Genomic DNA, 18193 nt, shown 5'->3' with positions numbered 1-18193 from the left:
CGGGAGCAAGTAGCTTGACGATAATTAGCTTAGCTCTAAGCTACTTACCGTCAAGCCACTTGCTTGCGGCCGACCGATCACCGGCGGATACTCGCCGCATGAGCGCACAGCCCCCGGACCCCGTCGACGCGATCATCGGCCAGTGGGCCGAGGTACGGCCCGATCTCGACACCGCCGCGATGGAGGTCTTCGGCCGGATCTTCCGGCTCTCGCGCGCGATGAGCGACCGGATGGAGAAGGCGTACGCCCGCTACGGCATCGGGCGCGGCGAGTTCGACGTGCTGGCCACCCTGCGCCGCTCGGGCGAGCCCTACACCCTCTCGCCGCGCCGGCTGTCGGCCACGCTCATGCTCACCACCGGCGGGATGACCGGCCGCCTGGACAAGCTGGAGCGGGCCGGGCTGCTGCGCCGCTCCCCCGACCCGCACGACCGCCGGGGCCTGCGCGTCACCCTCACGGAGGACGGCCTGCGGTTGATCGACGAGGCGGTCGGCGCGGGCCTCGCGGAGCAGACGGACGCCCTGTCCGCCCTCACCGGCGACGAGGCGACCCGGCTCTCCGGCCTCCTGCGCACCCTCCTGGCCGGCACCGAGCCCCGTTCCTGAGCCGCGCCGCGCGCAGGTCGTGGCGTGGCTCGGACCCACCGTGCAGCGCTACCTCACGGCGCCCAGCCCGTGAGGCGGGGGCGCCGACGCGCGAAGGGCGCCGTCCCACCGCGGATGCGGCGGTACGGCGCCCTCGGCGCGACGTCGGGTGCGGTCAGGCGTTGGCGCCGGCCTTCGCCTTGGTCTTGACCGCGCCGGGCTTCTCCACCCGGATCTTGGACTTGTCCAGGACCATCACCAGGCCGGTGATGACCCCGAAGATGACGAGCGGGAGGAACACGTAGAGGCCGAGCGTCTCGATCACGCTGAGGCCGGAACCGGGGTCGTCGCCGTCGTCGCGGGTGAGCGCGAGCGCGGGGGACGACATGAGCAGCATCATCAGCGTCGTACCGGCTGCCAGGGCGCCGACGCGCAGGGCGTTCTTCTTGTCCACGGTGCAAAAGTAGCGAACGCCCGAACCGGCCGCGCGCCCGGGGTGCCGTACGGGCACCCCGGGGCCTCGCACGCCGTCAGCCCTCCGTCGCCTCCTCCCGCTTCGCCGCCTCCGCCATTCCCTCCCGTACGGCCTCGAAGAGCGCGTGGGCGCGGGGCGAGGAGGCGATCTCCTCCAGGGTCAGTGGGCGGCCCTCCGGGTCGGCGACGGGCAGGCGCCAGTTCGGGTACTGGTCCCAGGTGCCGGGCAGGTTCTGCGGGCGGCGGTCGCCGACGGCGTCGGGCAGCCACACGCCGACCATGCGGGCCGGGGTGCGCAGCAGGAAGCGGTGCACGGCCTGGATCTCGGCCTCCTCGGCGGCGGCGGAGTGCCCGCCGGAGGTGCCCGGGAGCAGGCCCAGCCGGGTGAGCAGGGCCAGCCACTCGCCGGTGTCGGCGGCGGCCTCGGCCCGCTCCTCGGCGAGCGGGCGGGTCAGCAGGCCCAGCCGGTCGCGCAGTTCGACGTGGTCCCCGGTCAGGCGGGCCGCGGTGGGCGGGAGGTCGTGGGTGGTGGCGGTGGCCAGGCAGTCCGCCCGCCAGCCCGCCGGGGGCAGCGGGCGTCCGTCGCCGTCCCAGTCGCGTTCGAACCAGAGCACGGAGGTGCCGAGCACGCCCCGCTCCTGGAGCGCCTCGCGCACGCCGGGCTCGACCGTGCCGAGGTCCTCGCCGATGACGACCGCGCCGGCCCGGGATGCCTCCAGGGCGAGGACGGCGAGCATGGCCTCGGCGTCGTAGCGGACGTAGGTGCCCTCGGTGGGGGGCTGCCCCTGGGGGACCCACCAGAGCCGGAACAGGCCCATGACGTGGTCGATGCGCAGGGCGCCGGCGTAGCGGAACAGGGCGCGCAGCAGGCGGCGGTAGGGCGCGTACCCGGACGCGGCGAGGCGGTCGGGGCGCCAGGGTGGCAGGCCCCAGTCCTGGCCGCGGGCGTTGAAGGCGTCGGGCGGGGCGCCGACGGACATGCCGGCCGCGAAGTGGTCCTGCTGCGCCCAGGCGTCGGCGCCGCCCGGGTGCACGCCGACGGCGAGGTCGTGCACGACGCCGATCGGCATCCCGGCGGCGCGGGCGGCGGACTGCGCCTCGGTGAGCTGGGCGTCGGTGAGCCAGGCGAGCAGGCAGTGGAAGTCGACGCGGTCGGCGAGTTCGGCGCGGGCGCGGGCGGTCCCGGCGGACCGGGGGTCGCGCAGGGCGTCGGGCCAGCGGCTCCAGTCGGGGCCGTGCACCTCGGCGAGGGCGTACCAGGTGGCGTGGTCCTCCAGGGCCTGGCCCTCCCGGGCGAGGAAGTCGGCGTAGGCGGCGCGCCGGCCGGGCCCGAGCGGGACCGCGGCGACGAGTTCCAGGGCCTCGCGCTTGAGCTCCCAGACGGCGTCCCGGTCGATGAGGGCGCCCTTGTCGAGCACGGTGGCGCGCAGCCGCTCGGCCCGCTCCCGCAGCGAGCGCAGGGCCTCGGTGTCCTCGACGTAGGCGTACTCGGGCACGTCCTCGACGCGCAGGTGCACGGGGTCGGGGAAGCGGCGCGAGGAGGGCCGGTACGGGGAGGGATCGGTGGGCGGTCCGGGTACGGCCGCGTGCAACGGGTTGACCTGCACGAATCCGGCGCCGAGGGTGCGCGCGGCCCAGCCGGCCAGCTCGGCGAGGTCGCCGAGGTCGCCCATGCCCCAGGAGCGCGTGGACAGCAGCGAGTACACCTGCACGAGCAGGCCGTACGCGCGTCCCTCGGGTGTGGGCAGCCGGGTGGGGGCGACGACGAGATGGGCGGTGCCGGTGCGGCCGTCCGGCGCGGTGGCGGTGATCCGGTGCACGCCGGGCGCGAGCACGCCGAACGCCTCGCGGACGGCGTCGCCCGAGGCGTCCACGGCCGCCTCCAGGGCGCCGCCCTGCTCGGGCTCGATCGTGAGCCGGGTGCCGCCGGGCAGCGCGTCGAGCGCGGCGGGCGGGGCGCCCCGGTGGGCGACGACGGTCGGCGGCAGCAGGCGTACGGCGACTTCCCGCTCGCGGGCGGCGAGGGCGGCGCGCACGGTGTCCGGGGTCGCGGCGTCCACGCCGAGCGCGGCGAGCGCGGCGGTGACCGCACGGGCCGAGGCCGCGACGGTGCGCCCCGGGGAGGGGCTGTAGGAGGTGGCGACGCCGTGCAGCCCGGCGAGCCGCGCCAGCTCGCCGTCGAGCCGCGCGGGCTCCTCACCCGGCACCTCGACGAGCCGTACGGGCTCCTCACCGAGCCGTACGGGCTCCTCGCCCGGCACGGCCGCCGCGAGCGGCGCGGGCACCTCTCCTGGCAGCGCGGGCTCCTCGCCGAGCCGCGGGGGCTCCTCGCCCGGCACGTCGTCCGGCCGGAGTGCACTCATCTACGCCCCCGGCGGGATCACGTCGGCCAGGGGCGCGCCGGCCGCCGGCGCCGCGGAGTCGGCGAGCGGCGGCTCGCTGGTCAGCGGCGTGAGCTCGGCGAGCGGCGGCTCACTGGTCAGCGGCGCGAACTCGATCGGCGCCGGCTCACTGGTCAGGGGTTCGGCGGATTCCTCCGCCCGGGGTTTCGAGGGGGCCGGGATCGGAAGGTGTGCGGCCACAGGGCCTCCTTGGTCGAGTACGGCGTCCGGCGGATCACCGCAGCCCTACCCAGCGGACGCGGGGGCAGACATACACAGACGAACAACGTGCTACCGGTCACATCCCGTTGCCCCATTCCGTTTCCCCGCGTCCAAGATCGCGAACCACCCGGGCCACCGTGATCGATAGAGGGGGTGTGAGACTGTTCCGCCCCATGGGGGGCCACCGGGAGAAGGACGATCCGGACCGGGACGCGGCGCTGCTGCGGTCCGTCGCGGACGGGGACGCGGCGGCGCTCGCCGAGCTGTACGACCGGCACGCGGGGTGGCTGCACGCCCGGCTCACCCGGCGCTGCGCCGATGCCGAGATCGTGCGCGAGGTGCTCCAGGACACGTTCATGACGGTCTGGCGCTCGGCGTCCCGGCACCGTGGCGGGGAGGCCGGCGGCTGGCTGTGGACCATCGCGGCACGGCGCCTGGTCGACGCGCGCCGCTCGACGGAACGGGCCGAGCGGGCGCGGACCGCGCCGCCGGACGGACCGCTGTCGGCGTACGGACCGTCCGCCGCCCCGTCGGCCGAGGAGCGGGTGCTCGCCGGTCTCGAGTACGGCGACGTGGGTACGGCGCTCGCGCGCATCTCCCCGGAGCTGCGCGAGGTGCTGCGCGCGACCGTCGTCGACGGGCTGACCACCCGCGAGGCGGCCCGGCTGCTCGGCATACCCGAGGGCACGGTCAAGTCCCGCGCCCTGCGCGCCCGCGCCGAACTGCGCGCGGCGCTGGCCCAGTTGAACCCGTCCCCGGTGGGAGGACCGGCATGACCGACAACGCCCACGTCTGGCACGTCTCGGCGGCCGCCGCGGCGCGGTACGCCGACGGCTCGCTGCCGGACCACGCCGCCTGGTCCGTGGAGAAGCACCTGGAGCACTGCGGGGGCTGCGCGACGCGCGTGTCCTCGGCGGTGACCGCGACGGCGGCGGCCGGCCGGGCGCTGACGGACGTCCGGCAGTCGCTGCTCACGGCGATCGCCGGAACGGCCCGGGCCACGACTACGGCTCCCGCGGCTGATCGAGTCCCGGCCGCGGCTACGGCGCCCTTGGCCGATCGAGTCCAGGCCGCGGCTACCGCGCCCTTGGCCGATCGAGTCCAGGCCACGACGACACCTCCCGTGGCCGATCGAGTCCCGGCCACGACAACGGCTCCCGCGCCCGGTCGCACCCCGGCTCCCCGCCCGCCGCGACTGCTGCCGCAACTGAACCGGCTGCTGAAGCCGCTGCCGAGGCCGCTGCTGAGGCCCCTCCGGCTGCTCCGCCCCGGGCACCCCGCGCTGCGCGGCGCCTGGCTGACCGCCTTGCTGCTGGTGGGCGTCGGGGCCGTCGCCCTGGACCGCGCGGACGGCTTCGCGGGGGCCCGCACCCTGTTGCTGGCCCTCGCCCCGCTCGTGCCGGTGGCCGGGGTCGCCCTGTCCTACGGGCCGCACGCCGACCCCCTGTACGAGATCGCCGCGGCCACCCCGTCCGGGGGGCTGCGCTCGCTGCTCGCCCGGACCGCGGCGGTGCTCGCGGTGAGCCTGCCGCTGCTGACCGGCGCGGGCCTGCTGCTGCCGGCCTCCGGCGCGCCGGGCGCCGCCGCGTGGCTGCTGCCGGGGCTGGCGCTGACGCTGGCCGCGCTGGCCCTGGCCGGCTATGTCGGCTGCCGGACGGCGACCGCGCTGACCGGCGGCGGCTGGCTGGCCGCCGTCCTCGCGCCGGTAGCGGCCGCGCCCGGCGGTTCGCTCACCACCCGGCTGGCCGGGCAGCTCGCGCGCTGCCTGGACGGCGCGCCCGCGCAGGGCGCCTGGGCCGCGGCGGCGGCGGCGTGCGCCGCGCTGCTGGCAGCCCGCCGTACCGCCTACGACCACCTGGAGCGGAAGTGACGACGATCCGACTGACCGGACTGACGGTCCGGCACCGCAAGGCCGTCGCCCTCGACGGCGTCGACCTCGCGCTGGGCACCGGTGTGCACGGGCTGCTGGGGCCGAACGGGGCGGGCAAGACCTCGCTGATCCGGGTCCTGGCGACGGTCGCGGAGCCTGCCGCGGGGCGGGTGGAGATCCTCGGCGAGGATGTCGCCGGACACCGGGGGCGGGTCGCGGTACGGCGCCGGCTCGGCTATCTGCCGCAGGAGTTCGGCCACTACCCGCGGTTCACCGTGCGGGACTTCGTGGCGTACGTCGCCTGGCTGAAGGAGCTGCCCGCGGCCCGCACCCCGGCCGCCGTCGAGCGGGCCGTGGCCCGGGTGGGCCTCGCCGACCGGATCGACGCGCGGATCGGCACCCTGTCCGGCGGGATGGTGCGCCGCGTCGGCCTCGCGCAGGCCATCGTCAACGAGCCGGATCTCCTGCTGCTCGACGAGCCGACGGCCGGTCTCGACCCGGAGCAGCGGGTGGAGTTCCGCGGCCTGCTGCGCGAACTGGGCGCCCACGCCACGGTGATCGTGTCGACCCACCTGGTCGAGGACGTGGCGGCGGCCTGCACCGAGGTCACCCTCCTCGACGCGGGCCGGGTCGCCCACCACGGCACCCCCGGCGGCCTCGCCGCCCTCGGCGCGGACCCGGACGCCCCGGGCGAGAACCCCGTGGAACGGGGCTACGCGGCGGCGCTGCGCGCGCACCGGGCCGCGCCCGCCGCCGGACGGGAGGCCGTGCGATGACCACCTTGACCGATCCGCCGCACCCGAAGTCGGGCACGAAGCCGCGTGCGCCGCGGGCGGGCGGACCCGCCGGACATCCGGTGCGGGCCGAGGGGCTGCGCGGTCTCGGGCCGTGGGCCGGGGCCGCCGTGCTGGTGGCCGTGGCCGTGGGGATGGGGACGGGCCTGGACCGGTGGCAGGGGGACTGGGCGGAGACCGGGCGGCGGCTGCACGCGGCCGCCTGTCTGCTCGGCGCGCCCCTCGCGGTCGCCGCGGGCTGCCGGCAGGGCGGCCGGGAACGCCGTCGCGGCACCGGGGAGCTGCTGCGCACCGCGGTCCGCCCGCCGCTCGCGCGGTTCCTGGTGTCGGGCCTGCCGGTCGCGCTGTGGGCGGTCGCCGGATACCTGGTGGCGGCGGTGGCGGCGCTGCTGGCGACCTGGCCGTACGCCCAGGGCGACCGTCCGTATCCCGCCTCGCTGCCCGCCGACGCGGTGCTGATCGCGGCCGCGGCGCTGACCGGCCAGGTGCTGGGCCGGCGGGTGGCGTGGTGGCCGGTGGCGCCGCTGGCGGGACTGGCCGCCTACGCCGCGTCGGCCGCCGTCGCCTATCAGGACCCGGGCGCCCTGGGCCGGCTGGCGCCGTCCGCGGACGGGGCGTACGGGACGGTGCCGCTGTGGTGGCAGCCGGTGGCGATGTCGGTGTGGACGGGCTCTCTCGCGCTGACCGCGGTGCTGGCCTGCACGGTCCGCCGCCGCGTCCTGGCCTTCGCGCCGCTCGCCGCGGCGGCGGTCGCGGGGGTGCTGCTGGTGCAGGCCGGGGACAGGCTGTGGCACGAGCGGCCGCTCGCCCACCGGCAGGTGTGCGACACCTCTACCACTCCGCGGATCTGCGTCGACGCCCGGTACGCGGGGCTGCTGCCGCAGGTCGTGCGGGCGCTGTCGGGGGTGACGGACCGGCTGGCGGGCGTACGCGGGCTGCCGGTGCGGTTCGAGGACCGGCCGGGCCGGCCCCGGCGGGACGAGGTCGAGCTGCCGATGCTCACGCCGGTCGGCCGTACGGTCGTGCGCGGCCGGCTGACCGATCCGCGGCAGTACGCCTTCGAGGCCGGGGCGGCGCTGACCGGCCGCCAGGACTGCGCGCGGACGGATCCGCGGGTGAGCGCGGTCGACGACGCCGTACAGCACTATCTGGCGCCGAATCCGGCGGAGGCGTCCTTCGACCGGGCGGCGGCGCGCGGGGACGCCGACGACCGGGCCGCGCTGGCCTCGCGGCGGGCGGCGCGGGCGCGCCTCGCCGCGATGGGCGCGACGGAGCGGCGGCAGTGGCTGTCGGCGTACTTCGCCACGGCCCGCGGCTGCGACCCGGGGGAGGTGCCGTCGCTGTGACCGCCGTCCTGCCGGGGCCGACTTCCTCCGGCGCGCTGTTGTACGCCCGGTCGCGCGCGCTGCCCCACGCGCTGGCCGCGGCGGGCGTGACCGCGGTGCTCGCCGCGGGGGCGGCGCGGCTGCCCGGGGTCCGCGCCGAACCGGACCGCGTGCTGTTCGTCGTGGTGCTGTGGGCGCTGGGCGCCGCGTCGGTGATCGGCGCGAGCCTGCACGCGGAGTGTGCCGAACTGGACGGCACCGCGGCACGGCGGTGGTGGCGGTGGCGGCTGGCGCATCTGCTGGGCCTGACCGGGTCGGCGGCGTGCGCGGCGGCCGTCGCGCTGCCCACGCCCGCCCTCGCGGTGGTGCTCGCGCTGGCCTGTACGGGTGTCACGGCGGCCGCGGCCGCCTTGCTGGGGGCGCGGGTCTGCTGGCTGCCCGCGGTGGTCGTGGCCGGTGTGGCGGGGGTGGCCTCGGGCGGGGACGCGGGCGCGCTGCGGGCCTGGCCGGCCGGTCCCGGCGGCTGGTCGGTCGCGCTCGCCCTGTTCGCGGCCGGCGGCGCGCTCCACGTCGTCCGCGGAGCGCGCCCCGAAGGGCCCCGCGGCGGTTAGCCGCAGGGTGTGCGAAGGCCCGGACCGTCAGGCGGAGATGCCGTCGATCCGGGCCAGGGCGTCGTCCGCGCCGTACGGCTGCAAGTACGGCAGCCAGCGCGGATCCCTATGGCCGGTGCCGATGATGCGCCAGGCCAGACCGGTGGGCGGAGCGGGTTTGTGGCGCAGCCGCCAGCCGATCTCGAAGAGGTGTCGGTCGGCCTTCACGTGGTTGCAGCGGCGGCAGGACGCCACCACGTTGTCCCAGACGTGCTTGCCCCCGCGGCTGCGCGGGATGACGTGGTCGACGCTGGTTGCGACGCCACCGCAGTACATGCACCGGCCCCCGTCGCGGGCGAACAGCGCCCGCCGGGTGAGAGGAACGGGCCCACGGTAGGGAACCCGGACGAATCGCTTGAGCCGGACCACGCTGGGTGCGGGGACTGTGACGGTTGCGCTGTGCATGAAGGCGCCGGATTCCTCCAAGGCGACTGCCTTGTTCTCCAGGACGAGGACGAGCGCGCGGCGGAGCGGTACGACGCCGAGTGGCTCGTACGACGCATTGAGGACCAGGACATGCGGCACGGATGCCTCCTTGTACGCCGGCGGCGCGTGGCTCGCGCCGGGACGATGTGCAGTCAGTCTCCCCTCATGCCTGGTGGAAGCGCCACCATGTCCCGGTAACGGGCTGAGAGTGTTTTCGACCACATCTGATTCATCCCCCGGAGCACGCCCTGTTCAAGCGCTCGTGAGCCCCGTCTCTCCTGCGCCGGGCGGTCGGGGGCACGGGCGCTGCCCCGTTAGTGTGGTGAATCCGCCCGTCCGGTGATCCTTTCGTGACCTGGGCCACCTTGTCCTCTTCACCGGGTGTGGATCCGTCGTACACGGGTCCGTTGCACATGGAGGTACCTGCCGTGTCCTTGTCCGCCGTCCTGTCGGCCGCCGGATCGTCGCCGTCGCCGTCGCCCTCGGGTACGACGACGACCGTGCCCTCGCTCCAGGACGCCCAGGAGAGCGCGACCAACGCCGCGAGCTGGGTGGAGCAGAACTGGTCCACCTGGCTGGCGATCGGCCTTCGCATCCTGCTGATCGTGGTGATCGCGGTGGTGCTGAGAGAGGCCGTACGGCGGGCGATCACCAAGCTGATCGACCGGATGAACCGGACCGTCGAGACGATGGACGGCACGGCGCTCGGCGGTCTGCTGGTCAACGCCGAGCGGCGGCGGCAGCGGGCCGCGGCGATCGGCTCGGTGCTGCGGTCGGTGGCGAGCTTCGTGATCCTCGGCACGGCCGGTCTGATGGTGCTGTCCACCTTCCAGATCGACCTGGCGCCGCTGCTCGCGTCCGCGGGTGTCGCGGGTGTCGCGATCGGTTTCGGCGCCCGCAACCTGGTCACGGACTTCCTCTCCGGTGTCTTCATGATCCTGGAGGACCAGTACGGCGTCGGCGATCAGATCGACGCGGGCGTGGCGACCGGCGAGGTGATCGAGGTCGGCCTGCGCGTCACGAAGCTGCGCGGCGCCAACGGTGAGATCTGGTACGTCCGCAACGGCGAGGTCAAGCGGATCGGGAACCTCTCCCAGGGCTGGGCGACGGCCGGTGTCGACGTGACCGTGAAGGCGTCCGAGGACCTGGACAAGGTCAAGCGGACGCTGAGCGAGGTCGCCGAGCACATGAGCAAGGAGGACCCCTGGAACGAGCTCCTGTGGAGCCCGATCGAGGTGCTCGGCCTGGACAGCGTGCTGCTGGACTCGATGGTCGTGCACGTGTCCGCCCGGACCATGCCGGGCAAGGCGGTCGCCGTGGAGCGCGAGCTGCGCTGGCGGATCAAGCGGGCGTTCACGGTCGCGGACATCCCGATCGTGGGCGGCGCGACGGCGCCCGTGGAGGAGGAGACCGTGGACCCGGCGGCGTCGGTCGCGGCCCCGTCGGCCTTCGCCAACGCCGACTCCCCGCAGTCGGCGGCCACGACCCCGATCGCACCGCAGCGGACGACTCCGCCGGCCAGGTAAGGGCTCGGACCCTGCGAACCAGGTATTGACGCGGGACCGGCGAACGGTTTCAGCACGCTCGTTCGAGTGAACACCAGGGCACCCGGCGCCACACAGGCACCGGGTGCCCCATCGTTCTGCCGGGGCACCCCACTCGGGCTTAGCCTGGCGTCAGACGTGGCAAGGAGAAGCGATGAGCGCCGAACCGATCATGGAGCCGGCCGTGGAACCGAAGCAGGACCCCATCGATCTGCTGATCGCGATCGAGGAGGCGTCGCTGGCGCCGACCCGACCCGAGTACGTCGAGGGGATGGCCATCGTGCCGCCGCAGCCGAACGACAACCACAACGACGGCGCCGGGGAGCTGTACTACCAGTTCCGGGCCGCCGGAATCCGCCTTGCCGGCTTCAACAACGGCTACCGCGCCGCCGACCGGGACGGCAACACCGTCGCCCTGGTCGTACCCGACTTCTACGTGCGCCTCCGCAAGCCCTCCGAACTCGACGAGGCATACCGAAACGCCCACAAGGGCTGGTACCCCATCGGCATGCTCGCCCTCGTCGGTGAGGTCACTTCCACCAACCACGAGACCGACACAGGCCCCAAGCTGCGCGTCTACGCCGCTGCGGGAATCCCTGTCTACGTCCTCATCGACCGCCACTCCAAGACCGCCCACTGCTTCACGGATCCGGTCCTGCCGGGCGCAGAGCCCACCGAGGCGTACTACGCCAACGACGTCAAAGTCGGCCTCGGATCTCCCCTGCCCCTCCCCACGCCGTACCCGGTGCTCGACACCGGCCCGTTCCTCGCGGAGTAGCGCCGCCAGCCTCCCGCCTCACCCGGGATCCCCGACGCGTGAGCCGCCGTACCTGCGACTCCGTCCCCTCTGACCTGCACTGATCAGAGCCGCGGCGGCCATGTGGCCGCCATGGGCCCCACCAGGGACCCCGCACCGGCCCCGCCAGGGACCCCGCACCCGCCACCCCAGCTCTATTGACGCCCCCTCCGTCCTGGGCATACGTTCCTTCCCACCCAATAGGAAAGTTTCCTAACAGTGATCAGCAGTCACCGTCCCCCAGGGCCTCCCGGGTGGACAGTCGTCCCAGGTCACTGGGAAGCTGAGCCGCTGGAAAGGCAGGTGTCGACCTCCATGGCAGGATCCGCCGGTACGCCGGGCACCCCGCGCGTCCTGCGCGCCATGAACGACCGCGCCGCCCTGGACCTCCTCCTGGAGCACGGGCCGCTGTCGCGCACCCGGATCGGCAAGCTCACCGGCCTGTCCAAGCCGACCGCCTCCCAGCTGCTCGCCCGCCTGGAAGCCGCGGGGCTGGTGCTCGCCACGGGCACGAGCGAGGGCCGCCCCGGCCCGAGCGCGCAGCTGTACTCCGTCAACCCTGCCGCCGCGTACGCCGCCGGCATCGACGTCACCCCGGTCCGTATCCGGGCCGCCGTGGCCGACGTCACCGGCCGTACGGTCGGCGAGTTCGAGCTGGCGACCCCCGGCCGGCGCCCCGCCCGCCCCGTGGTCCGCCAGGTCACGGACGCCCTCGACGGCGCCGTGAAGGCGGCCGGGCTGGCCCGGGACGACGTGCGCCGGCTCGTCGTCGCCACCCCCGGCGCCTTCGACCCCACCACCGGCCGCCTGCGCTACGCCTCCCACCTGCCGGGCTGGCACTCCCCCGCCCTGCTCGACGAACTGGCCGCGGCCCTGCCCATGCCGGTCGAGTACGAGAACGACGTCAACCTCGTCGCGATCGCCGAGCAACGCCTCGGCGCCGCCCGCGGCCACGGCGACTTCGTGCTGCTGTGGAACCAGGAGGGCCTCGGCGCCGCCCTGGTGCTCGGCGGCCGGCTGCACCGCGGCTGGACCGGCGGCGCCGGCGAGGTCGGCTTCCTGCCGGTGCCGGGCGCCCCGCTGGTGCGCCAGGTGACCCGCGCCAACAGCGGCGGCTACCAGGAACTCGCCGGTTCCCAGGCGCTGCCCGCGCTCGCCCGCGAACTCGGCGTCGGCGAGGTGCCCGCCGGGCCCTACCCCGAGGTCGCCGCGGATCTCGTGGCCACGGCGGCCGACCATGTGAGCGGCCCCTGGCGGGAGTTGCTCCAGACCTACGCGACCCGGCTGGCCACCGGTCTGGCCTCGCTGGTCTCCGTCCTCGACCCCGAACTCGTCGTCCTCAGCGGCGCCGCCCTCGCCTCCGGCGGCGAGGTGCTGCGCGCCCTGGTCCAGGCCGAGCTGGAGGAGCTGGCCGCGTCCAGGCCCCGGCTCGTCCTCGGCGACGTGACCGAACACCCCGTTCTGCGCGGCGCGTTGGAGAGCGCGCTCGCGACCACCCGCGACGAGGTCTTCGACACCTCACGCTGACCGCTCCCCCCGCCCGCCCGGCCGTCACCCCGGGCACCACGTTCCGCACGGCCCGAACCGGATGTTCTGTACCGGTTTATGTCTTTTTGCTCTCCCCTTCATCGTCTCGCCCCGTCCCAGGGAGATCCAGTCATGCCCCAGCCCACATCCCGTACGGCCCGCAGGGCGGCCCTCGTCCTCGCCGCCTCCGTGGCCCTGCTGACCACCGCCTGCACCGGTCAGTCCGGCTCCGGCGCGAACGACGACGCCTCGAAGGACACGACCATCAACTTCTGGCACGCCTGGAGCGCGCCGAGCGAGGTCGCGGCCGTCAAGGCGCTGGTCGCCTCCTTCGAGAAGGCGCACCCCAACATCCACGTCAACGTGGTCGGCAACATGACCGACGACAAGATCAACCAGGCGCTGCGCACCGGCGGCGACAAGGCCCCCGACGTCATCTCGTCGTTCACCACCAACAACGTCGGCAAGTTCTGTTCGTCGGGCGCGCTGATCGACCTCAACCCCTTCTTCAAGAAGTCGGGCATCGACCCGGAGACGACGTTCCCGAAGGCCATGAACGAGTACACCCAGTACGACGGCGACCGCTGCACGGCGCCGCTGCTGGGCGACGCGTACGGCCTCTACTACAACAAGACGGCGTTCGCGAAGGCCGGCATCAAGAGCCCGCCGAAGACCTGGTCGGAGTTCGAGGCCGACGCCAAGAAACTGACGATCACCAAGGGCGACTCCTACCAGCAGCTCGGCTTCATGCCGGACTACCACGGCTGGGAGACCACCACCGAGCACTACTTCGCGCAGTTCTCCCCGACGTACTTCGACTCCAGCGGGAAGTCCGAGGTCGCCAAGGACCCCGCCTTCAAGGCCGGGTTCACGCTCCAGAAGAAGCTCGTCGACGACCTCGGCGGCTTCGCGAAGCTGGAGAAGTACCGGGCCACCCTCGGCGACGAGTGGGGCGCCAAGCACCCCTTCCACACCGGCCAGGTGGCGATGCAGCTGGACGGCGAGTGGCGGCTCGGCATGGCCCTGGACGCCAAGCCGAAGTTCGACATCGGCGTGGCCCCGCTGCCCGTCCCCGACGACCAGGCCGACCAGTACGGCAAGGGCTACATCACCGGCACCATCACCGGGATCGCCGCCACCAGCCACAAGCAGAACGCCGCCTGGGAGTTCGTCAAGTACATCACCACCGACACCGACGCGGTGGTGAACTTCTCCAACGGCATCCACAACGTGCCCTCCACGCTCGCCGCCCTGAAGTCGCCGAAGCTGAAGTACGACCCGCGCTTCAAGACGTTCCTGGACATCGCCGCGAACCCGGAGTCGACCACCACGCCCGCCTCCATCAACGGCGGCCAGTACCTGGTCACCCTCCAGCAGTTCGGGTACGACTACGAGAGCGGCAAGGCCAAGGACCTCCAGTCGGGCCTCGCGAGCACGGCGAAGCAGATCGACACGGACATCGCGCAGGCCAAGTAGCGATGAGCACGGTCACCTACGCGTCGAAGCGCCGCAGGGCGGCGCTTCGCACCCTCGCGTTCATGTCGCCCTGGCTGATCGGCTTCGCGGTCTTCTTCGCGTACCCGCTGATCTCGACGGTCTACTTCTCGTTCATGCACTACGACGGCTTCAAGGCGCCGACGTGGAGCGGCACGCAGAACTGGGCCTACGTCTTCGAGCACTACCCGCTGTTCTGGCCCGCGCTGCGCAACACCCTGTGGCTGGTCGTGGTGACGGTCTCGCTCAGGGTCGTCTTCGGGCTCGGCGTGGGCCTGCTGATCACCAAGATCAAGACCGGTACGGGCGTCTTCCGCACCCTGTTCTACCTGCCCTACCTGGCGCCCCCGGTGGCCGCGACGATGGCCTTCGCCTTCCTGCTCAACCCCGGTACGGGGCCGGTCAACTCGCTCCTGGAGAAGATCGGGATCGACGCGCCGGGCTGGTTCAACGACCCGTCCTGGTCCAAGCCGGCCCTGACCCTGCTCGCGCTGTGGGGCGTCGGCGACCTGATGGTCATCTTCATGGCCGCGCTGCTGGACGTGCCGAGGGAGCAGTACGAGGCGGCCGAGCTGGACGGCGCGTCGGCCTGGCAGCGGTTCCGCTTCGTCACCCTGCCGAACATCTCCCCCATCGTGATGTTCTCGGTGGTCACCGGCGTGATCCAGGCCATGCAGTACTACACCCAGCCGCTGATCGCGGGGAAGGTCGCCTCGGGCGTCATCCAGGGCGCGGGCACCCAGTTCGAGCCCGGCTACCCGGACAAGTCCACGCTCACCCTGCCCCAGCTCGTCTACAACCTCGGCTTCCAGCGCTTCGACTACGGCTCCGCCTGCGTGGTGGCACTCGTCCTGTTCGCCCTGTCCATGGTGTTCACCGCGTTCCTGATGCGGCGCCGGGGCGGCCTCAACCTGGCAGGTGACTGACCGATGACCCAAGTACTGGACCAGCCCGTCCAGCTCCGCGCCCCGGTCTCCCAGGCCCGGCGCACCGCCCGCCGCAGGGCCGCGCTGGAGTGGATCGCCGTGCACTCGCTCGGCGTCGCGGCCGCCCTGTTCTTCACGCTCCCGTTCGTGTTCGTAGTGCTGACCTCGCTGATGAGCGACAGCCAGGCACTCAGCCGGGACCTGATCCCGCACACGTGGGAGTGGGGCAACTACCGCAAGGTCTTCGACACCCCGGGCTTCCTCACCTGGTGGAAGAACACGCTGCTGTACGCCGGCGCCGGCACCGTCCTCACCGTCGTGTCGTCGATCCCGGTCGCCTACGCCCTCGCCAAGTTCCGCTTCCGGGGCCGGAATCTGTCGCTGATGCTGGTCATCTCGATGATGATGCTGCCGCCGCAGGTGGTCATCATCCCGATGTACCTGTTCTGGGCGAAGCAGCTGGACCTGTCGGGCACGCTGTGGCCGCTGATCATCCCGATGGCGTTCGGCGACGCCTTCTCCATCTTCCTGCTGCGGCAGTTCCTGCTCACGATCCCCAACGAGTACGTCGACGCGGCCAAGGTGGACGGCTGCGGCGAACTGCGCACCCTGCTGCGGGTGGTGCTGCCGATGGCCCGGCCCGGCATCGCCGCCGTGGCCCTGTTCCAGTTCTTCTACGCCTGGAACGACTACTTCGGCCCGCAGATCTATGCCTCGGAGAACCCCGGTGCGTGGACACTGAGTTACGGCCTGGAGTCCTTCAAGGGCGCCCACCACACCGACTGGAACCTCACCATGGCCGCCACCGTGCTGGTCATGGCCCCCGTGATCCTCGTGTTCTTCTTCGCCCAGCGGGCGTTCGTCGAGGGCGTCACGCTCACCGGCGTGAAGGGCTGAACCGCGTGTCCACGAAAGGACTCCGATGAAACTCACCGTGGTCGGCGGAGGGTCGACCTACACCCCCGAACTCGTCGACGGCTTCGCCCGGTTGAGGGACACCCTCGCCATCGAAGAGCTGGTCCTGGTCGACCCGGCGGCCGACCGTCTCGAACTGGTCGGGGGCCTGGCCCGGCGCATCTTCGCCCGGCAGGGCCACGGCGGCCGGATCGTGACGACGTCCGACCTGGACGCGGGCGTCGAGGGCGCCGACGCGGTCCTGCTCCAGCTGCGCGTCGGCGGCCAGGCGGCCCGGCAGCAGGACGAGACCTGGCCGCTGGAGTGCGGCTGCGTCGGCCAGGAGACCACCGGCGCCGGCGGTCTCGCCAAGGCGCTGCGCACGGTCCCGGTCGTCCTCGACATCGCCGAACGCGTCCGCCGCGCCAACCCGGACGCCTGGATCATCGACTTCACCAACCCGGTCGGCATCGTCACCCGCGCCCTGCTCCAGGCGGGACACAAGGCGGTCGGCCTGTGCAACGTGGCGATCGGCTTCCAGCGCCGGTTCGCCGCGCTGCTCGGCGTCGCCCCCGCCGACATCCACCTCGACCACGTCGGGCTCAACCACCTCACCTGGGAGACGGGCGTGCGGCTCGGCGGCCCGGAGGGCGAGGACGTCCTGCCCAAACTGCTGGCGGCGCACGGCGATTCGATCGCCGGCGACCTGCGGCTGCCGCGCCCGCTGCTCGACCGGCTCGGCGTCGTCCCGTCGTACTACCTGCGCTACTACTACGCCCACGACGAGGTCGTCGAGGAGCTGCGTGGCAAGCCCTCCCGGGCCGCCGAAGTGGCGGAGATGGAACGCGAACTGCTCCGGATGTACGCCGACCCGGCGCTCGACGAGAAGCCGGAGCTGCTGGCCCGGCGCGGCGGCGCCTTCTACTCGGAGGCCGCGGTCGACCTCGCCGCGTCCCTGCTCGGCGGGGGCGGCAGCACCTACCAGGTGGTCAACACGCTCAACCGGGGCACCCTGCCGTTCCTGCCCGCCGACGCGGTGATCGAGGTGCAGGCGGCGGTCGGCGCCAAGGGCCCCGCCCCGCTGTCCGTGCCCGCCGTCGACCCGCTGTACGCGGGCCTGATGGCCAACGTGACCGCCTACGAGGACCTGGCGCTCGACGCGGCGCTGCGCGGCGGCCGGGAGCGGGTGTTCCGGGCGCTGCTCGCCCATCCCCTCGTCGGCCAGTACGCGTACGCCGAGACCCTCACCGACCAGCTGATCGCGCACAACCGGGAGCACCTCGCGTGGGCCTGACCGCAAGCGTCCTCGCCGTCGACGCGGGCAACAGCAAGACCGACGTGGCGGTCGTGGCCGCCGACGGCCGGATCCTCGCCACCGCCCGCGGCGGCGGGTTCCGCCCGCCCGCCGTGGGCGTGACCGCCGCCGTCGACACCCTCGCCGAGGCGGTGGCCCGCGCCTTCGACGGCGCGGGCGTGAGCGGCGTCGAGCATGTCTCGGCGTGCCTGGCCAACGCCGACCTGCCGGTGGAGGAGGAACAGCTCGCGGCCGCGCTGCACGCGCGCGGATGGGCCGCGAGCGTGGACGTCCGCAACGACACCTTCGCGATCCTGCGCGCGGGGGTCGCCGAGCCGCGCGGGGTGGCCGTGGTGTGCGGCGCGGGCATCAACTGCGTCGGGATGCGCCCCGACGGGCGGACCGCGCGCTTCCCGGCGCTCGGCCGCATCTCCGGTGACTGGGGCGGCGGCTGGGGCCTGGCGGAGGAGGCACTGTGGCACGCCGCCCGCGCGCACGACGGCCGCGGCGAGCCGACCGAACTGGCCCGCACGCTGCCCGCCCACTTCGGGCTCGCCTCGATGGACGCACTCATCGAGGCGCTGCACCTCGAACACCTCGCGCCCGAGCGGCGGTACGAGCTGACCCCGGTACTGTTCGCGACCGCGGCGGCCGGCGACCCGGTGGCGCGGGCGGTCGTGGACCGGCTGGCCGACGAGGTGGTGGTGATGGCGGTGGTCGCGCTGACCCGGCTCGAACTGCTCGACGAGGAGGCGCCGGTGCTGCTCGGCGGCGGCGTACTGGCGGCCCGGCACCCTCAACTGACCGACCGTATAGGCGTGTTGCTCGCGGAGCGCGCGCCGAAGGCCGTGGCGCGCGTGGTGACGGCGAGCCCGGTGCTGGGCGCGGCCCTGCTGGGCCTGGACCGGGTGGGCGCCGCGGCGGAGGTCCACGCACGGGTGCGGGCGCGCTTCGAGCCGTCGTGACGCCCGCCGCCCCGCGGCTCCCCGGCC

General features: G+C 73.8%; 18 protein-coding genes. 14 read left to right on the top strand and 4 right to left on the bottom strand.

From position 1 onward, the window contains the following. The first annotated feature begins 98 nt into the window (after positions 1–98). Positions 99–605 (top strand): MarR family winged helix-turn-helix transcriptional regulator, encoded by a 507-nt coding sequence (locus WN71_RS02585; protein WP_046586835.1) that lies wholly within the window; start codon positions 99–101, stop codon positions 603–605. A 154-nt stretch (positions 606–759) separates the two neighbouring features. On the opposite strand, the gene WN71_RS02580 is transcribed toward WN71_RS02585, so the two are convergent. The 3 genes from WN71_RS02580 to WN71_RS02570 all read right to left on the bottom strand — a co-directional run bounded on the left by WN71_RS02580 (position 760) and on the right by WN71_RS02570 (position 3640). Next, positions 760–1038 carry a hypothetical protein gene (locus WN71_RS02580; protein ID WP_046586837.1) on the bottom strand — a complete coding sequence of 93 codons (279 nt, stop codon included), beginning with the start codon at positions 1036–1038 and terminating at the stop codon, positions 760–762. A gap of 76 nt (positions 1039–1114) precedes the next feature. Further along, entirely contained in the window at positions 1115–3421 is a 2307-nt protein-coding gene (gene malQ / locus WN71_RS02575) for a 4-alpha-glucanotransferase (protein ID WP_240529542.1), read from the bottom strand. Continuing rightward, the gene (locus WN71_RS02570) at positions 3422–3640 is read right to left on the bottom strand and encodes a hypothetical protein (RefSeq protein WP_046586839.1); all 219 of its coding nucleotides are present in this window, start codon (positions 3638–3640) and stop codon (positions 3422–3424) included. It abuts the gene before it with no gap. A 194-nt stretch (positions 3641–3834) separates the two neighbouring features. Here WN71_RS02570 and WN71_RS02565 point away from each other — a divergent pair, with 194 nt between their 5' ends. Genes WN71_RS02565 through WN71_RS02545 form a run of 5 tightly spaced genes read left to right on the top strand, consistent with a single transcriptional unit; the run spans position 3835 to position 8261 of the window. Beyond that, positions 3835–4437: an RNA polymerase sigma factor gene (locus WN71_RS02565; protein ID WP_046586841.1), complete on the top strand. Its 603-nt coding sequence runs from the start codon at positions 3835–3837 to the stop codon at positions 4435–4437. Beyond that, positions 4434–5531: a zf-HC2 domain-containing protein gene (locus tag WN71_RS02560; protein WP_046586843.1), complete on the top strand. Its 1098-nt coding sequence runs from the start codon at positions 4434–4436 to the stop codon at positions 5529–5531. Before WN71_RS02565 ends, WN71_RS02560 begins: the two co-directional genes overlap by 4 nt. Next, positions 5528–6307: an ABC transporter ATP-binding protein gene (locus WN71_RS02555; RefSeq protein WP_240529541.1), complete on the top strand. Its 780-nt coding sequence runs from the start codon at positions 5528–5530 to the stop codon at positions 6305–6307. The genes WN71_RS02560 and WN71_RS02555 overlap by 4 nt, the downstream gene beginning before the upstream one ends. Further along, positions 6304–7671, top strand: coding sequence for a hypothetical protein (locus tag WN71_RS02550; protein ID WP_240529540.1), 1368 nt, complete (start codon positions 6304–6306; stop codon positions 7669–7671). The genes WN71_RS02555 and WN71_RS02550 overlap by 4 nt, the downstream gene beginning before the upstream one ends. Then, positions 7668–8261 (top strand): hypothetical protein, encoded by a 594-nt coding sequence (locus tag WN71_RS02545; protein WP_052743071.1) that lies wholly within the window; start codon positions 7668–7670, stop codon positions 8259–8261. Before WN71_RS02550 ends, WN71_RS02545 begins: the two co-directional genes overlap by 4 nt. 27 nt (positions 8262–8288) lie before the next feature. On the opposite strand, the gene WN71_RS02540 is transcribed toward WN71_RS02545, so the two are convergent. Continuing rightward, complete coding sequence (locus tag WN71_RS02540) at positions 8289–8825, bottom strand: HNH endonuclease (protein WP_046586845.1); 537 nt, start codon at positions 8823–8825, stop codon at positions 8289–8291. 314 nt (positions 8826–9139) lie between these two features. On the opposite strand from WN71_RS02540, the gene WN71_RS02535 reads away from it, so the two are divergent. From WN71_RS02535 to WN71_RS02500, 8 genes are all read left to right on the top strand, one after another. After that, positions 9140–10252, top strand: coding sequence for a mechanosensitive ion channel family protein (locus tag WN71_RS02535; RefSeq protein ID WP_046586848.1), 1113 nt, complete (start codon positions 9140–9142; stop codon positions 10250–10252). Between the two features lie 172 nt (positions 10253–10424). Further along, positions 10425–11048, top strand: a complete 624-nt coding sequence (locus tag WN71_RS02530; protein WP_046586851.1) for a Uma2 family endonuclease — start codon at positions 10425–10427, stop codon at positions 11046–11048. Between the two features lie 333 nt (positions 11049–11381). Then, complete coding sequence (locus tag WN71_RS02525) at positions 11382–12593, top strand: ROK family transcriptional regulator (protein WP_046587006.1); 1212 nt, start codon at positions 11382–11384, stop codon at positions 12591–12593. A gap of 132 nt (positions 12594–12725) precedes the next feature. Beyond that, positions 12726–14069: an ABC transporter substrate-binding protein gene (locus WN71_RS02520; protein ID WP_046586853.1), complete on the top strand. Its 1344-nt coding sequence runs from the start codon at positions 12726–12728 to the stop codon at positions 14067–14069. A 2-nt stretch (positions 14070–14071) separates the two neighbouring features. Then, the gene (locus tag WN71_RS02515) at positions 14072–15013 is read left to right on the top strand and encodes a carbohydrate ABC transporter permease (RefSeq protein WP_046586855.1); all 942 of its coding nucleotides are present in this window, start codon (positions 14072–14074) and stop codon (positions 15011–15013) included. A gap of 3 nt (positions 15014–15016) precedes the next feature. Beyond that, positions 15017–15910: a carbohydrate ABC transporter permease gene (locus tag WN71_RS02510; protein WP_046586856.1), complete on the top strand. Its 894-nt coding sequence runs from the start codon at positions 15017–15019 to the stop codon at positions 15908–15910. 25 nt (positions 15911–15935) lie between these two features. Next, positions 15936–17201, top strand: coding sequence for a 6-phospho-beta-glucosidase (locus WN71_RS02505; RefSeq protein ID WP_046586857.1), 1266 nt, complete (start codon positions 15936–15938; stop codon positions 17199–17201). Then, positions 17192–18166, top strand: a complete 975-nt coding sequence (locus WN71_RS02500; protein WP_046586859.1) for an N-acetylglucosamine kinase — start codon at positions 17192–17194, stop codon at positions 18164–18166. Before WN71_RS02505 ends, WN71_RS02500 begins: the two co-directional genes overlap by 10 nt. The last annotated feature ends 27 nt before the right edge of the window (positions 18167–18193 follow it).

Origin of the sequence: Streptomyces mangrovisoli (genome assembly GCF_000974985.2) — a bacterium.
In the GTDB taxonomy this organism is placed as follows: Bacteria; Actinomycetota; Actinomycetes; order Streptomycetales; family Streptomycetaceae; genus Streptomyces; species Streptomyces mangrovisoli.
This window is presented reverse-complemented; position numbering and strand designations above follow the sequence as displayed.

Bases quoted from the DNA above. Each gene is read 5' to 3' on its own strand.
- WN71_RS02510 (WP_046586856.1), top strand. From the start codon at position 15,017: ATGACCCAAGTACTGGACCAGCCCGTCCAGCTCCGCGCCCCGGTCTCC.
- WN71_RS02515 (WP_046586855.1), top strand. From the start codon at position 14,072: ATGAGCACGGTCACCTACGCGTCGAAGCGCCGCAGGGCGGCGCTTCGC.
- WN71_RS02550 (WP_240529540.1), top strand. From the start codon at position 6,304: ATGACCACCTTGACCGATCCGCCGCACCCGAAGTCGGGCACGAAGCCG.
- WN71_RS02585 (WP_046586835.1), top strand. From the start codon at position 99: ATGAGCGCACAGCCCCCGGACCCCGTCGACGCGATCATCGGCCAGTGG.
- WN71_RS02520 (WP_046586853.1), top strand. From the start codon at position 12,726: ATGCCCCAGCCCACATCCCGTACGGCCCGCAGGGCGGCCCTCGTCCTC.
- WN71_RS02505 (WP_046586857.1), top strand. From the start codon at position 15,936: ATGAAACTCACCGTGGTCGGCGGAGGGTCGACCTACACCCCCGAACTC.
- malQ (WP_240529542.1), bottom strand. From the start codon at position 3,421: ATGAGTGCACTCCGGCCGGACGACGTGCCGGGCGAGGAGCCCCCGCGG.
- WN71_RS02560 (WP_046586843.1), top strand. From the start codon at position 4,434: ATGACCGACAACGCCCACGTCTGGCACGTCTCGGCGGCCGCCGCGGCG.
- WN71_RS02525 (WP_046587006.1), top strand. From the start codon at position 11,382: ATGGCAGGATCCGCCGGTACGCCGGGCACCCCGCGCGTCCTGCGCGCC.
- WN71_RS02565 (WP_046586841.1), top strand. From the start codon at position 3,835: ATGGGGGGCCACCGGGAGAAGGACGATCCGGACCGGGACGCGGCGCTG.
- WN71_RS02535 (WP_046586848.1), top strand. From the start codon at position 9,140: ATGGAGGTACCTGCCGTGTCCTTGTCCGCCGTCCTGTCGGCCGCCGGA.
- WN71_RS02530 (WP_046586851.1), top strand. From the start codon at position 10,425: ATGAGCGCCGAACCGATCATGGAGCCGGCCGTGGAACCGAAGCAGGAC.